Here is a 14,204-nt window from a genome sequence, read left to right as displayed (position 1 = left end):
GCCGCTCTAATGTCGGCTCGGACGTCGGCTCGGACGTCGGCTCAGGCGCCGCCCTGGTTCATGAGGCCGCCGATCCACGAGAAGACCGCGACGATGAAGGCGTAGATCCCCACCGAGAGCCCGACGAGTCCCGGCCAGCGCGGCGCCCGGCGCTGGGCGATGCTCACGATGCCGAGCACGAGGGCCGCCAGGCCGAGCACGAGGGTGATGAACAGCGAGACCGAGGTGAAGGTCTCCTGGTCGGGCGGGTCGATGCCGAGGACCGTCAGGGAGTAGACCGCCTGCCAGATCGTCAGCACGACGGCGACCAGCAACGCGGTCCAGGCGACCGGGTTGCCCTTCGGGGCACCCGGCTTCGGGACGCCCGAGCCGGTGCCGCGCTTCGTGCCGGCAGTTCCCGAGCCCGTGGTCCCGGACCCCGTGGTCCCGGAACCCGTGGTGCCGGGACTCGTGGTCCCCGAGCTCGTCGTGCTCGATCCGGCCGTGGCGGGCCTCGAGGTGGCTGCGGAGCTCGACGTGGCGTCCTCGCTCCTGCGGCCGAAGCGCTTGGAGCCGGACGCGGAACCCGGGTCCGACCCAGATGGCGTGGTTGTCTCGCTCACGGTGTCCTCCCCCGCTGGCGTTCGCGGCCCTCGTACAAGGGCCTCACGCGGAAGCCTGCCAGGTCCGGGCCGCCGGCACATCTCAGCACGCGGAGCGGCGGTGATGGACCGGGGCGCGGCGCGGCAGGATGGTCGTCGTGACTCGAACTGCCAGCACCAGCTCCTCGGTCGCCGTCGTCGGTGGCTACGTCGTGCCCGTCGAGGGGAATCCCATCGAGAACGGCACCGTCCTGGTCCAGGACGGCACCATCACCGCCGTCGGCGCGGACGTCGCCGTCCCCGACGGCGTGGAGGTCGTCGACGCGGCGGGCCGCTGGGTGCTGCCCGGGTTCGTCGAGTCCCACGCGCACCTGGGCGTGGTCGAGGAGTCGGTCGGCTGGGCCGGTGAGGACGTCAACGAGATGACCGGGCCGAACCAGGCCGCGGTGCGCGCGCTCGACGCGATCCTCATCGACGACGAGGGGTTCCGGGACGCGCTCGGCGGCGGGATCACCTCCGCCGTCGTGAAGCCGGGGTCGGGCAACCCGATCGGCGGGCAGACCGTGGCGATCAAGACGTGGGGCGGCCGCACGGTCGACGAGCAGGTCATCAAGGCGGCGGTGTCGGTCAAGTCGGCGCTCGGCGAGAACCCGAAGCGGGTGTACGGCGAGAAGAAGCAGACCCCGTCCACGCGGCTCGGCGTCGCGAAGATCATCCGCGAGGCGTTCCTGGCGGCCCAGGACTACCGGGTCGCGCGCGACCACGCCGCTCGCGAGGGCAAGCCCCACGAGCGCGACCTCACCAAGGAGACCCTCGTCCGGGTGCTCGACGGCGAGCTCTACTGGGACCAGCACACCCACCGGCACGACGACATCGCCACGGCGATCCGCCTCGCCGAGGAGTTCGGCTACCGGCTCGTGGTCAACCATGGCACCGACGGCGCGAAGGTCGCCGACGTGCTGGCCGAGAAGGACATCCCAGTCATCTTCGGCCCGATGATCACCTCCCGATCAAAGTGGGAGCTGCGTGACCGGGCCATCGCGAACCTGGCCGCCATCGCCGCCGCGGGCGTCAAGGTCGCCATCACCACCGATGCGCCGGTGGTGCCGATCAACTTCCTGGTGCACCAGGCCTCCTTCGCCGTGAAGGAAGGGCTGGACCGGGACGTGGCGCTGCGCGCGCTGACGATCAACCCGGCCGAGATCCTCGGGCTCGACGACCGGATCGGCGCGCTGCGTCCGGGCCTCGACGGCGACGTCGTGCTCTGGTCCGGCGACCCGCTGGACGTGTACTCCACGGTGGAGCGGGTGTTCATCTCCGGGGCCGAGGTGTACGCGCGTGAGACCGGGGTGCGGGAGCGGGCCGAGCGCTTCGGCTGAGCGTCCGGGTGCGCCCAGCGTGAGCCTCCGGGTGCGCCGTCGTAGGCTCGGCTTCGTGGACACGAGCCAGACCGCGGAGCGGCCCGAGCACTCGCAGGGCGGGAAGTACACGACCAAGGGCAAGGAGTTCGTCCGCGACACCCGGTACATCGGGACGCGGATCACGGCCGACGGCGCCGACGGGTACCCGGTGGAGCCGGGCCGGTACCGCCTGGTGGCGGCGCGTGCCTGCCCGTGGGCGAACCGCACCATCATCGTGCGGCGCCTCCTCGGGCTGGAGGACGCGATCTCCCTGGGCCTGCCGGGCCCGACGCACGACGCGCGCTCCTGGACGTTCGACCTGGACCCGGACGGGAAGGACCCGGTGCTGGGCATCCACTGGCTGCAGGAGGCGTATTTCAAGCGCGACCCCGAGTACCCGCGCGGCATCACCGTCCCGGCGATCGTGGACGTGCCGTCCGGCGCGGTGGTGACGAACGACTTCGCCCAGATCACTCTGGACCTGGGCAGCGAGTGGGCCGCGCACCACCGCGACGGCGCTCCGGCGCTGTACCCGGAGCACCTGCGGGACGAGATCGACCGGGTGAACCGGAAGGTGTTCACCGAGGTCAACAACGGGGTCTACCGTTGCGGGTTCGCCGGCTCCCAGGAGGCGTACGACAAGGCGTACGGGCGGCTCTTCGCCGCTCTCGACTGGCTCGAGGAGCGGCTCACCGGGCAGCGGTACCTGGTCGGTGACACGATCACCGAGGCGGACGTGCGGCTGTTCACCACGCTGGTGCGGTTCGACCCCGTCTACCACGGGCACTTCAAGTGCAACCGGAACAAGCTGAGCGAGATGCCCGCCCTGTGGGGCTACGCGCGGGACCTGTTCCAGACGCCCGGCTTCGGCGACACGGTCGACTTCGTGCAGATCAAGCAGCACTACTACGTGGTCCACACGGACATCAACCCGACCCAGATCGTCCCGCAGGGCCCGGACCTGTCGGGCTGGCTGAGCCCGCACGGTCGCGAGGAGCTGGGCGGGCGGCCGTTCGGGGACGGCACTCCACCCGGGCCGGTCCGCGCCGGCGAGGAGGTCACTGCCGGGCACAATCCGCTCGTACCCGTCTGAGGGTCGGGCTGCGCGGGTAGCCGCGACGCATCTCCGGCGGCTCGATCGGCATGCCCCTCCGCCCCACTCCTGGCCGGGCACCACTCAGTCGTGGGGCGGGTTCGAGAGCTCGCGATGCCGTCCTGCCCCCAGGCGATGGACGGCGCGACCGCCATGTCACACCCCTCGCGTAGTCTCATACACATGTTCGATGCAGCAGCGAGTTGCCCTGGTTCTCGGGCGGGAGCGGTCCCCCCGAGCGTCCTCGAGCACCTGCTGCTGGCCGGCATCATCCGGCACATCCGTGAGCACGGGGGCGACCTCCGGCGTGTGCTGGCCGCCCCGAGAGCCCCCGTGGTGGTCCTGGACGAGGCGCTCCGTCAGTGCCCCTCGGCCGAACCCGCTGAGGCCGAGGTCGAGCCCCCGGAGGCAGGCGCGTCGTCCGCCCCGGCGGCTCGGGTGGGGTGGGCGACTCCCCTGGAAGCGATCGAAGGGCTGGACGGGCCCGCGAGCCCCGAGCCGCTCCGGCAGCTGCTCGACCAGGCAGAGTCCACGACCGGCATCGCTCTCGGGCGCCTGCTGGATCGCCTGGACATGGCCGAGCTCGACTCAGGCGACGTGGTCGACGTCGTTGCGCTGTGGGGCAAGGTCGCCGCATACGCCCAGGCCCGGCAGGCCGATGCGGCAGCGTTGGTCGAGCAGCGCCTCGAGGACCTGTACGGCCCGCCCGCACTACCGCAGCCGAGCGGTGACCCGCGCATCGGGCCGCCGATCCCGACCGCGCCGAGTCACCCCGCAGCCTCCTCCTCGTCGGGCGTGCCGAGGGCGGCCACCGAGCTGGCGATGCGGCTGGCGATCACTCGGCAGGCTGCGGGCAAGCTGATCCGCACCGGCCGGATGCTGGCCGGCCCGATGGCCGCCACCTCCGAGGCCGTCGAGACCGGAGAGCTCTCCTTCGCGAAGGCCGAGGTGATGGCCACGCATCTGGAGGAGCTCCCCGAGCCGTTGGTGCTGGAGGTCGAGGAAGCGGTGCTACCCACAGCGCCCGGCTCGACCTCGCCGAAGCTGGCCAAGGACCTGACCACCGCGATCGCCGCGATCGACCCGCAGGGCGCCGATCAGCGTCACGCCGCGGCCCGCTCACGCCGTCGCGTCAACCACGCACGGGCGCTACCGGACGGGATGGCCTCGATCTCCGCCTACCTGCCGGCCGAGGGCGCCGTGGCGCTGGATGCGGCGCTCGACGCCGCGGCCCGAACGGCACGCGCCGACGGCGATCGGCGCACCACCGACCAGCTGCGCGCGGACATCCTCGCGGGGATCGGCTTCGACGCGCTCACGACCGGTTGGATCGGCGCTCCTGCTGTCCAGAGCACCCTCTCCCGGCCCGACGCTCCCGGCGCGACCGCCACGGCGGACCAAGCCTGCCTTCCCGGTGCGCCACCCAAGTCCGGCGAGACCGGCGAGGCTGGCGAGGTCGGCGAGGCTGACGAGTCCGGCCGCGCAGACGCCGCTGGCGCCACAGGCCGCGCCGCCGGTTGGCCGGTACGCAGCCTCGGCGGCGCCCCGGTCAGGCTCAACGTCACGATGCCGATCAGCACTTTGCTGGGCGGCTCAGAGCCGGCCGAGCTCGACGGCTATGGCGCCATCAGTGCACCCGTCGCGCGGGCCCTGGCAACCGACTCGACCATCCGGCGCATCCTGACCGACCCCGCCAGCGGCACCGTCGTCGACCTCGGCCGCACCACGTACCGCCCCCCTGCCGCGCTGGCCCGCCTGGTCCGCGAACGTGACCGAACGTGTGTCCGCCCAGGTTGTGGCGTGCGCGCCCAAGCCTGCGACCTGGACCACACCATCCCCTTCGGCCCCGGACCGACAGCACTCGGCAACCTCGGCGCCCTGTGCAGCACCGACCACCGGCACAAGAGCCTCGGGCACTTCGCGGTCACCCAACACCAGGGTGGTGTCTTCGACTGGACCAGCCCGACCGGGCACACGTATCGCCGCCAGGCCAACGGCACCATCGTCCACCTCGGACATCGGCGTCACCGATCCTCCGAGAGCGAGCCCCCACCGGAGCGGCCCGCCCCGCACGATCCCGGTGACGGCTCACCACACGATCCCGACCTCTACGGCGAGCCGCCGTTCTGAGGCGATCCGCCGGCGCGCCTCGACCCACCGGAGACGGCGCGAGGTGCCTCACTGGTAGCTGACGTAGTTCGGCGTGGGCTCGACCGCCATCGTCTCGGTCGGGCCGAGCATCGGGCTGTCCTCGTCGTAGAAGTTCTTCCAGCCCCACCACTGCAGGGACGGTGCGTTGGCGCGCACACTCCGCCAGGTGTCGAGCTTGTCGCCCTGCGTCCCCTGCCCGTCGGCGTGGAGGAGGACGGCGACCTCGTCGCGCGAGGTGTCCAACCGATCCACGCCAGGGATCATGTCGGTCCGGAACTGGTGCAGCACCAGCATCTTCTGCGGCAGCCGCTCCTCGCGGGTCAGGTCGGCCAACCAGGTGACCACCTGATCGACCTCGCCGACGTCCACGTGGCCGATCCGCTGCATCGGCTCCTCGTCGGGTCCCAGCCGCCATTCCGGGTCGAGCGCGAGCCCGACGTGCGGCTCACGAAGCAACTCCTCGTAGCGCTTGGCCTGGCTGAGGAAATCGGCGCGTCCGGGCTGCAGGTCGAGCACCACCCACTGCCCGTTCTCGGCGGCTGCGTCGACCAAGGGCCGGAGGCGTTCGAGCGGCAGCTCGTTCGAGTAGTCGCCGTCCGGTCCCGCCCCTCGGGTGGCCACCGTCGCGATGATCTCCAGGGTCGGCACGACCTGCGTGTCAGTCAGCCGGCGGAACGGCTCGGCATGCTCTGCCGCTCGCCGGACCGTCTCGGCGGTGTCCTGCTCGCCGAGCACGCCGAGCGCCCCGGTACCCGGGCTGCCGTAGATCGCCACGTAGGTCCTGCCCGGCAGGATCAGCTGCCCACCACCCGGCAGCTCGGTGCCGGTGGCAGCCGTCGCGGTCCGCCACGCGAGCGTCTCGGCATCCCCGAAACTGCTCCCCAGGCCGGCGACGACGTCCGGCGCGTGCTCTGCCGTCGCCTGGACGGTCTCGCTGCTCGCCCGCGGGTCACCATCCGGCACGACCTGGACCTGCGCCCCGGCCGCCCGGGCACTCGCGGCAGCAGCTGCCTGCGCGGCCGCTCCCGTGGACATGACGACGACGTCGCGCGCCACCGCCTCGGGCCGTTCGCTGTACGGCAAGCGAGCGTCGTCGGCCGGACCGCCAGCGTCGTCGGACGAGTCCGCACTCCGCGGGTCGTCGGTCGAGCCTCCGCTATTGCTCGCATCCCCGGTCGCGTCCTCCGTCGCGTCCCCGGTGCCCGCGTCCCCGGTCGCGTCCTCCACGAGCAGCGTGCCCGGCTCGAGCCCGGCCACCGCGCGGACCTCGTCCCCGGGCGCTACGGGCGAGGTCTCCAGGTCCGAGCGCACCAGGGCGGCCAGCTCGTCCACGTCCTGCGGCGCGGGGACCACGTCCAGCCCGTCCGGCAGCCCGGGCTCCCCCACGGCCAGGACGGTCTCGGTGCCGAGGTCGTCCAGGGCCTCGAGGACATCTGCCGATGGATCGTCGCCGGCCACCAGGACGGGAACGCCGAGGTCCACCGCGAGCGATGCACCTCGCACGGCGGACAGCGGGTCCGCGACCACGGCGAGCGGAGCGGCGTCGAAGAACGTCAGCGCGGCCTGCGCGCTGAGCCGGGCCGCCCCGCCGCCGGGCAGCACGACCGTCTCCGGCGGTGCCGTGGGCTGGCTGACCACAGCCGGAGGTCGTGTTGGCTGGTCGACGGTGCGGTGCACACCCGGCGCGCACGCGACGAGCGCGCACGACAGCAGGGCGGCGAGGCTCACGCGCAGGTGACGGATGGCGCCTCCTCGGTAGTCCGGAAGCCGGGCCCGAACCAGGCTAGGCACGGCGTCCGCGCAGCGTGCGCACGACTCGCGTCCCCGACGTCGAGGAACCCGCCGACCGTCAGAAGCGGAACCGGGTGCAGTCCTTCGGGAAGGAGAACCAGGCGAGCGCGCTCTTCGGGGTGATGACGCGCAGCCCCCCGCCGTCGGGTCCGGACCAGGAGTCCGGACCGGGCTCGTAGCCGAAGGCGGCGTACTTCCCGAACGCCCGGGACAGCTCGGCCCCGAGCCCGTCCGCCGAGGCTCGGGTCGCGGCGGACTCACCCTCGACGATGACCACCTCGGTGCCGCTCTCCAGCGTCAGCGTCACCGCCGGGTTCCGCTCGACGTTCCGCGTGTGCCGCGTGGTGGGTGCGCCGTCGTAGTAGAAGCGTCCGGACACCCACACGCCCCACCGGGGGACGGAGTGCGGCCGGCCGTCCGGGCGGATGCTGCTGATCCAGTAGTGCAACGCGGACGTCAGCCGCTCCTCGACCTGCCGCCAGGACAACAGCCCGTCGGAGCTCTCCGGCAGCCCGTACCCCTCCGGCAGGTCCGGCCGGTCGATCCGCGGTGACGTCGAAGCGCTCATGAACGCGACGTTAGTGCTCCGCGGTGACATCCGAGGGCCGGCCGGTTGAGGACCTGGCGCCGCCGGACTGACAGACCTGGCGCCGCCGGACCGACAGACCTGGCGCCGGTCGCCTCGCGACCGCCAGCGATCAGGTCCGGACCCGCTCCCGACGCGCCTCCTCGACGAAGCTCTCGACGAACGCGGCCGTCTCCTCCCAGTCGGCCACCGGCCGGGTGGGCATCCCGAGCCGGACCACCGGGTAGTCGTTGCCGCCCGGGTCCAACCGATCCCCGACGAACAGCATCTCGGTGACCGGGATCCCGGTCTGCTCCGCGAGCCGCTCCATCCCGTACGCCTTGTCCACGCCGGCCCGGGTCACGTCCACGGACGTGGAGCCCCCGGACCGGACCTCCAGCGTCGGGAGCAACGCGGCAACCGCGTCCCGCAGCCGCTCCTTCTTCTCACCGCTGGGGTCCCACGCCTTCTTCTTATCCAGCGGCGCATGCTGCCCGAGCGCGGAGAAGGTGATCTGCGAGCCGCGGTCCTCGAGGATCTCGCCCCATGTCTGCGACTCCCAGAGCCCCAGACGGCGCGCCTCTCCCTCGAGCGCGGCGAAGGCGTTCTCCCGCTCCTCGTCCGTGAGGTCGTGGGCGTAGACCTCGGTCCAGTCGCCGCGGGACCAGCGCAGGTAACGGGTGCCGCAGGTCGGCATGAGGTGGAGCCGGGACAGCTGGGCGTCGGTCGCGTCGAGGTGCGCGAGCACCTGGTCCCGGAACTGGCCGAGGTGCCCACCGGAGATGATGCACACCGGGGTGACGTCGAGGAGGGCCGCCAGCGCGGCACCCATCCGTGCCGGCATCGGTGACTTCGACGGGGCGAGGGTGTCGTCCAGGTCGAAGGCGATCAGGGCCGTCATGTCTCTCCTCCTCCGCACCGCGTGCGGCTCGGCGGGGTCGTCGGTCGGCGGGTCGTCGGCGGGTCGAGGGGAACGGTCCCGCAGATTATGCATGCCCGACGGGCCCCGTGGCACGATGCGGCCGTGACCTCCCTTCCCGACCTGACCCTCAACGACGGCACGACCCTGCCCGCCATCGGCTTCGGCACGTGGACACTGCGCGGGTCCGACGCGACCGAGCAGGTGGCCTCCGCCCTCGAGGCGGGCTACCGCCTCATCGACACCGCTGCGAGCTACGGCAACGAGGCCGAGGTCGGGCGCGCCGTCGCCGAGTCCGGGATCGCCCGCTCCCAGATCGCGGTCACCAGCAAGCTCGCCGGACCGGACCACGGCTACGACGCGACGCTGCGGGCCGTCGAGCGGAGCCTCGCCGCGCTCGGTCTGGACCGGCTGGACCTCTACCTCATCCACTGGCCGCTGCCCGCGCGTGACCTCTACGTCGACACCTGGCGGGCCTTCATCCGGCTGCGCGACGAGGGCGTCGTCCGGTCCGTCGGCGTCTCGAACTTCACCGCCGCCCACCTGGACCGCGTCATCGCCGAGACCGGGGTCACGCCGGCCGTCAACCAGATCGAGCTGCACCCCGGCTTCGTCCAGGAGCAGATGCGCGCCGCCCACGCCACGCGCGGCATCCTCACCCAGTCCTGGGGCCCGCTCGGCCGCGGCCGCGGCATCCTCGACGCCGAGGCCGTCCGGGAGGTCGCGCAGGCCCACGGCGTCACGCCCGCTCAGGCGGTCCTGCGGTGGCACCACCAGCTCGGTGCGCAGCCGCTGCCCAAGTCCGGGGACCCGACGCGGCAGCGGGAGAACCTCGACATCGCCGGCTTCACGCTGGACGAGGAGCAGATGGCCCGCATCGCGTCGCTGCCGCAACGCCGCCTCGGCGGGGACCCGGACACCCACGAGGAGTAGCGCGTCCTCACCTCCGGAACGCCCGGGTCAGCCGTTCCAGCCCTTCCTCCACGCTCACCCGCGGCTCCCAGCCCAGCACCTCGCGCGTGCGGCGCAGGTCGAACCAGTGCGCCGTGGAGAGCTGCTCGGCCAGGAACCGCGTCATCGGCGGCACGTCGTCCCCGACCACCCGCTCCGGCAGCAGCCCCCACAGGGCCTCCACGACCGACCCGGCCGTCCGGGCCAGCCCGGCCGGGACGTGCCACGACGGCGCAGCCACCCCGGCCGCGCGGCACCAGCCGCCCATGACGTCCGCGATGGCGCGCGGCGCGCCGTCGGTGACGACGAAGGCCTCGCCGCCCGCCTGCTCGGCCCGGTCCAGCGCGGCCAGCAGCGCGTCGACAGCGTTGTCGACGTAGCAGGTGTCGACAAGCGGTGCCCCGGTCCCCACGACCGGCAGCCGGCCGGCGGCCGCACGCTCCACGACCCGCTGCACGAGCTGGGTGTCGCCCGGCCCCCACACCAGGTGCGGCCGGACCGCCACGACGGCGAAGCCCGCCGCGTGGGCACCGAGCGCCTCCAGCTCGGCGGCCGCCTTGGTCCGCGCGTAGCTGCCGCGGGCACGCGACGGATCCGCCGGTCCGGCGCCCTCACCGACGATCGAGGTCCCGGTGTGCGCCACCGACGGCGAGGAGACGTGCACGAACCGTGACACGCCCGCAGCCCGGGCCGCGTCCAGGAGCCGCCGCGTGCCGCGGACGTTGACCGCCTCGAAGTCGGCGAGGCTGCCGGTCACGCCGACCTTCGCCGCCAGGTGCACGACGGCGTCCTGCCCGGCCACCGCACGGGTCACGACGTCCGGCTCGGTGACCGAGCCGCGGACCTCCCGGGCCCCGGCGACGCCCGCGGCCCCGCGCTGCAGCACAGTGACGTCCTCGCCCCGGCCCACGAGCGCCTCGGCGACGGCGCGGCCGAGCATGCCGCTGGCCCCCGTGACCAGCACTCTCACAGCCGGCCTGCCCGCTCCCCCGCGACGAGCCGGCCCGCCCAGGCGGCCACCCGGCGGCGCTCGACCTTCGCGTTGTGCCGCACGTCTGTCGGGATCCTCGGCACCCGCAGCACCGCCGCGACGTGCCGCGGCGCGCACGCCGCCCGCACGGCGCGCGCCAGCCCGTCCGGTGCCAGCCCGCCCGGCGCACGCGCGCCCCGGTGCACCGCCGGGTCGGTCTCCACGACCACGACCACCTGCTGGGTGCCGCGCGGACCGACCCCGACGGCGGCGGCACGCGCCACGCCGGGGACCGCGAGCACGGCGTTCTCGATCCCGACCGGGGTCAGCACCCCGCCGGCCGTCACGATCGTGTGGTCGGCGCGGCCCTCCACCCACAGCCGGCCCGCCGCGTCCAGATGACCGACGTCGCCGGTGCGGTGCCAGCCCGGCCAGGCGGCGGACCGGTCCTGGGTGGCCCAGAGCACGTCGTAGCGGTCCTTCAGCTGCGGCCCGGTGACGAGGATCTCCCCCGTCGTCCCGGGCGCCCCGGTCGGTTCCCCGGTGGGTTCGCCGTCGTCGTCGAGCGGCACGATCAGCACGCGCGAGCCCGGCACGGGCCGCCCCACGCAGGTGCCGTTCCCGGCACCCGGCATGCCGGCGTGGGCGTCCTCCTCGGCCGCGCGGATCTCAGACAGCGACACGTCCGTGACGGGCAGCGCCTCCGTCATGCCGTACGGCGTGTGCGGCTCGGCATTGGGCATCACCTCGAGCGCGCGGGCCAGTCGCTCGGCCGCGATGGGCGCCCCAGCGGACAGGAACAGCCGGACGCGCCCCAGCGCCGCGCGCTGGCCAGCGGTGAGCGGGTCGCGGCCTCCGGCGTCGTGGCGCGTGGCCGTGCGGACGACGTTGTCGAGCGCGGACGGGGAGGCGAACACGGCGTGGGCGTCGACCGCCCCCGCGGCGTCGGCCAGCGCCGCCGCGGTCAGCGTGGCGGGCGCGGTGACGTCGGCCGCGGGCGTGGCGCTCGTCGCCCCGAGCGCCGTGCCGAGGAGCGCGAACGGCGCGAACCCGGCCACGAAGGACCGCTCGGGCGAGAGGCCGTAGGCCGCGCCGACGGCGTCGCGCATGGCGGACAGGCTGCGGTGGCTGTGCACGACGCCCTTGGCCGGCCCGGTGGATCCGGAGGTGAAGAGGACCGCCGCGTCGTCCTCGGCGCCGGGCCCCGGCGGAAGGCTGACGCCCTGCTCGGCAAGGGTGGCGCCGCGGGCGAGCAGCTCCCGGAGGGAGCCGGCGATCCCGAACGTCCGCCGGCGGCTGTGCGCCGTGCGTGGGGGTGTGTAGCCCGCGACGTGCCAGTTCGGGGCGACGATGAACTTCTGACCCGGCCAGCGCAGCACCTGCGCGGCAACCAGGGCACGTTCGACCCCGATGAGGTGGTCCGGCGCGGCGCTGCGCACCGCGCGGGTGAGACCTCGCAGGCCGAGACCGGCGTCCGCGAGCACGACGACGGCGCCGAGGCGCAGGCAGGCGAACAGCGCGGTGGTCAGGTCCACCCCGGGCGGCACCAGCAGGGCGACGCGCTGCCCGCGTCGCACACCGCAGTCGGCGAGCCCGAGCGCCAGGTGCTCGACCCGGCGGGCCAGCTCGCCCCAGGCGAGCTCGCTCAGCCCGTCCCCGTCGAGGGCGACGACCGCCGGCTTGCCGGGCGCGGTCGCCCCCATCCGCTCCAGCGCCGCGTACACGGGCTCGAACGGCGCGGACGCCTCCTCGCGCTGGAGGATCTCCGGCACGGCGTCCGGCTCCCCGAAGGTGCGCTCCAGCCAGCGCACCACGGTGCCGGCGACGTCCGCGTCCTCGGGCAGCAGGTGCCCCGCGCCCTCGAACCGGTGGACGGCCGCGTGCGGGAGCCGGTCCCGCAGGTCGTGCAGGAACCGCTCGTAGAAGACCGGGTCGCGCGGACCCCACAGCAGCAGCGCGGGGACCGCGATGTCCCGCAGGCCCGCGGCGATGCGGTCGAGCTCGTGCCGGCTCGGGTGCGTCCCGGTGGCGGGGATGTCCTCGACGAAGTCGCCGATGCCCTGCCGCCCTGCCGGGTCCCGGTACGGCGCGCGGTAGACGTCGCGCACCTCCTCGGGCATCCCGCGGGACAGCGCCAGGGTGGCCTCGAGGAACGCCGGCGTGCGCGTGGTGGCGCCGCCGTGCACCCGCCGGTGCCGGACCAGCCGCAGCAGCACGGGCACGGCGTGGCTCGGCGGCTGGTGGACCGCGGTGTTCGTCAGCACGAGCCCTGCGAGCTCACGAGGATGGTCGAGGGCCCAGCCCGCGGAGACGATTCCGCCCCAGTCGTGGCCGAGGGTGACCACCGGGAGCCCGTCCCACCCGGGACCAGACAGGCCGAGCGTGTCCGTGAGCGCGCCGAGCTGCGCGACGCGGTCAGCGAGCCGGTGGTGCGTCCCGGTGCGCTCGGAGAAGCCCATCTCGAGCTGGTCCACCGCGACCACGCGCCAGCCCGCGCGTGCCCCGGCGGCCAGCACCGAGCGCCACAGGTAGGACCAGGTGGGGTTGCCGTGCACGGCCAGGACGGTGCCACGCGGCGGGACGGTGCCACGCGGCGGGACCGGGCCGCCCGGGCCCGCGCGGTCGGGGCCACCCTCCAGCGAGGCGCTGTTGTCCAGGTAGTGCCAGGTGTGCCCGTCCACGACGGTCTGCCGCGACCAGGCCGCCGGGACACCCGGCCACCGCTCGCCGGCCTGGTTCACCAGGCCAGCTCCAGCATGGCGGTGTTCAGTCCCGACCCGACGCCCAGGCACATGACCCGGTCGCCGGGCCGCAGGCTCTCGGCCTGCTCGGAGAGCGTCATCGCGATCGACGCGGGTCCGACGTTCCCCCACCGGTCGAATGTGATCGGCACGACCTGCGGGTCGAGGTCCACGGCGTCCACGATCGCGTTCGTGTAGGGCGTGGAGATCTGGTGGGTGACGTACCGGTCCATGGCGGACCAGTCCCACCCGTCCGACTCCGCCTCGCGCCAGGCGCCGACCACGAGTCGGAGGCCCTTCGCGAGCAGGTTCTTGGTGTCCGTGGTCATCTTCCCGAACGACCCCACGCACAGGCCGTGGTGCTCGGTGCCGGCCCGGGCCACGCCACCGAGGACCCGGTGGCCGTCCGGCCGGTCGCTCGCGCGTCCCACGACGGCGGCGGCGGCGCCGTCGCCCAGCGTGAGGGAGGCGAACTGGTCGGCGAAGTCCTCGCGGGTGGAGTCCTCCTGGGCCAGCCGGGCCAGCGTGTCTTCCTGGGTGCGGCTCACGTCCTCGGCGCCGAGGACCACGGCGTGGTCGATCTGGCCGGCGTCGATCATCGCGGACGCCATCTGGATGCCGTTGACGAATCCGAGGCACGCGTTGGTGATGTCGAAGTTCAGCGCCCGACTGGACAGCCCCATCCGGTCGTGGACCCGCACCGCCACGGACGGCTCGAGCTGGTTGCGGGACACCGAGGTGTTGATGAGCAGGCCGACGTCGCCCGGGTCCACCCCGGCCTCCGCGAGCGCCTTCGAGCCGGCCTCGGCGGCCATGTCCTCGAAAGCGGTGCCCTCGTCCCACCAGCGCCGCTCCCGCACACCGCTGACGCGCTCGAGCAGGTTGGCGGGCAGCCGCAGCCGGGAGCGCGCCGTGGCGAGGCGCTCCTCGAACTCGGCAGACGTCACGACCCGCGGCGCCTCGATGTGGGACAGACCCACGATGGCGCTGTCGCGGTAGCGGAACGTCGAGTTACCCGGATGGTTCACCGTGCCAAGGTTAC

11 protein-coding genes are annotated in these 14,204 nt (G+C 73.8%); 4 read left to right on the top strand and 7 right to left on the bottom strand.

Translation table 11 applies throughout. The features are described 5' to 3' along the window. Window positions 1-41 precede the first annotated feature (41 nt). Window positions 42-602 carry a hypothetical protein gene (locus tag ACFQQL_RS12525; RefSeq protein ID WP_382394838.1) on the bottom strand — a complete coding sequence of 187 codons (561 nt, stop codon included), beginning with the start codon at window positions 600-602 and terminating at the stop codon, window positions 42-44. Window positions 603-739: 137 nt separating this feature from the next. On the opposite strand from ACFQQL_RS12525, the gene ACFQQL_RS12520 reads away from it, so the two are divergent. From ACFQQL_RS12520 to ACFQQL_RS12510, 3 genes are all read left to right on the top strand, one after another. Beyond that, complete coding sequence (locus tag ACFQQL_RS12520) at window positions 740-1,960, top strand: amidohydrolase (RefSeq protein ID WP_465254043.1); 1,221 nt, start codon at window positions 740-742, stop codon at window positions 1,958-1,960. A gap of 55 nt (window positions 1,961-2,015) precedes the next feature. After that, on the top strand, window positions 2,016-3,074 hold the full coding sequence (locus ACFQQL_RS12515) for a glutathione S-transferase family protein (RefSeq protein ID WP_382394834.1): 1,059 nt from the start codon (window positions 2,016-2,018) through the stop codon (window positions 3,072-3,074). Between the two features lie 183 nt (window positions 3,075-3,257). Further along, window positions 3,258-5,204, top strand: coding sequence for an HNH endonuclease signature motif containing protein (locus tag ACFQQL_RS12510; protein WP_382394832.1), 1,947 nt, complete (start codon window positions 3,258-3,260; stop codon window positions 5,202-5,204). A gap of 48 nt (window positions 5,205-5,252) precedes the next feature. Here ACFQQL_RS12510 and ACFQQL_RS12505 read toward each other — a convergent pair whose 3' ends face one another. The 3 genes from ACFQQL_RS12505 to ACFQQL_RS12495 all read right to left on the bottom strand — a co-directional run bounded on the left by ACFQQL_RS12505 (window position 5,253) and on the right by ACFQQL_RS12495 (window position 8,482). After that, on the bottom strand, window positions 5,253-7,016 hold the full coding sequence (locus ACFQQL_RS12505; RefSeq protein WP_382394830.1) for a hypothetical protein: 1,764 nt from the start codon (window positions 7,014-7,016) through the stop codon (window positions 5,253-5,255). Between the two features lie 58 nt (window positions 7,017-7,074). Then, window positions 7,075-7,584 (bottom strand): pyridoxamine 5'-phosphate oxidase family protein, encoded by a 510-nt coding sequence (locus ACFQQL_RS12500; RefSeq protein ID WP_382394828.1) that lies wholly within the window; start codon window positions 7,582-7,584, stop codon window positions 7,075-7,077. A gap of 130 nt (window positions 7,585-7,714) precedes the next feature. Further along, the gene (locus tag ACFQQL_RS12495; protein WP_382394826.1) at window positions 7,715-8,482 is read right to left on the bottom strand and encodes an HAD-IIB family hydrolase; all 768 of its coding nucleotides are present in this window, start codon (window positions 8,480-8,482) and stop codon (window positions 7,715-7,717) included. Between the two features lie 123 nt (window positions 8,483-8,605). On the opposite strand from ACFQQL_RS12495, the gene ACFQQL_RS12490 reads away from it, so the two are divergent. Next, window positions 8,606-9,433: an aldo/keto reductase gene (locus tag ACFQQL_RS12490; RefSeq protein ID WP_382394824.1), complete on the top strand. Its 828-nt coding sequence runs from the start codon at window positions 8,606-8,608 to the stop codon at window positions 9,431-9,433. A 7-nt stretch (window positions 9,434-9,440) separates the two neighbouring features. On the opposite strand, the gene ACFQQL_RS12485 is transcribed toward ACFQQL_RS12490, so the two are convergent. From ACFQQL_RS12485 to ACFQQL_RS12475, 3 genes are read right to left on the bottom strand one after another with little or no spacing between them, the layout of a single operon-like run. Continuing rightward, a complete protein-coding gene (locus ACFQQL_RS12485) occupies window positions 9,441-10,421 on the bottom strand; it encodes an NAD-dependent epimerase/dehydratase family protein (RefSeq protein WP_382394822.1) in 981 nt (326 codons plus the stop codon). After that, window positions 10,418-13,162 (bottom strand): alpha/beta fold hydrolase, encoded by a 2,745-nt coding sequence (locus ACFQQL_RS12480; protein ID WP_382394820.1) that lies wholly within the window; start codon window positions 13,160-13,162, stop codon window positions 10,418-10,420. The genes ACFQQL_RS12485 and ACFQQL_RS12480 overlap by 4 nt, the downstream gene beginning before the upstream one ends. Beyond that, complete coding sequence (locus ACFQQL_RS12475) at window positions 13,159-14,190, bottom strand: 3-oxoacyl-ACP synthase III (protein WP_382394818.1); 1,032 nt, start codon at window positions 14,188-14,190, stop codon at window positions 13,159-13,161. Before ACFQQL_RS12475 ends, ACFQQL_RS12480 begins: the two co-directional genes overlap by 4 nt. Window positions 14,191-14,204: the final 14 nt, after the last annotated feature.

The sequence above is a fragment of the Georgenia alba genome (assembly GCF_042665525.1).
Taxonomy (GTDB): Bacteria; Actinomycetota; Actinomycetes; order Actinomycetales; family Actinomycetaceae; genus Allobogoriella; species Allobogoriella alba.
Note: the sequence above shows the minus strand (reverse complement) of the source record. Positions and strands in the feature narration are given on the sequence as shown.